Genomic DNA, 382 nt, shown 5'->3' on the forward strand with positions numbered 1-382 from the left:
CTGCCGCACTTCGCGGTATCTATCGCTGTTCGTATCAAAGGCCGCACCGAAGTTGCTGTGGTATACGATCCTATGCGTAACGAACTGTTCACCGCCACTCGCGGTCAGGGCGCACAGCTGAACGGCTACCGACTGCGCGGCAGCACCGCTCGCGATCTCGACGGTACTATTCTGGCGACCGGCTTCCCGTTCAAAGCAAAACAGTACGCCACTACCTACATCAACATCGTCGGCAAACTGTTCAACGAATGTGCAGACTTCCGTCGTACCGGTTCTGCGGCGCTGGATCTGGCTTACGTCGCTGCGGGTCGTGTTGACGGTTTCTTTGAAATCGGTCTGCGCCCGTGGGACTTCGCCGCAGGCGAGCTGCTGGTTCGTGAAG

General features: G+C 58.4%; 1 protein-coding gene. It reads left to right on the top strand.

Going from position 1 to position 382, the window contains the following annotated elements; all coding sequences use genetic code 11:
- Positions 1-57 precede the first annotated feature (57 nt).
- Positions 58-382, top strand: a 325-nt coding sequence (locus A7976_RS13235) for an inositol monophosphatase family protein (RefSeq protein WP_371440624.1), incomplete at its 3' end; no start/stop codon positions are given.

The sequence above is a fragment of the Methylobacillus sp. MM3 genome (assembly GCF_001645185.1).
Taxonomy (GTDB): domain Bacteria; phylum Pseudomonadota; class Gammaproteobacteria; order Burkholderiales; family Methylophilaceae; genus MM2.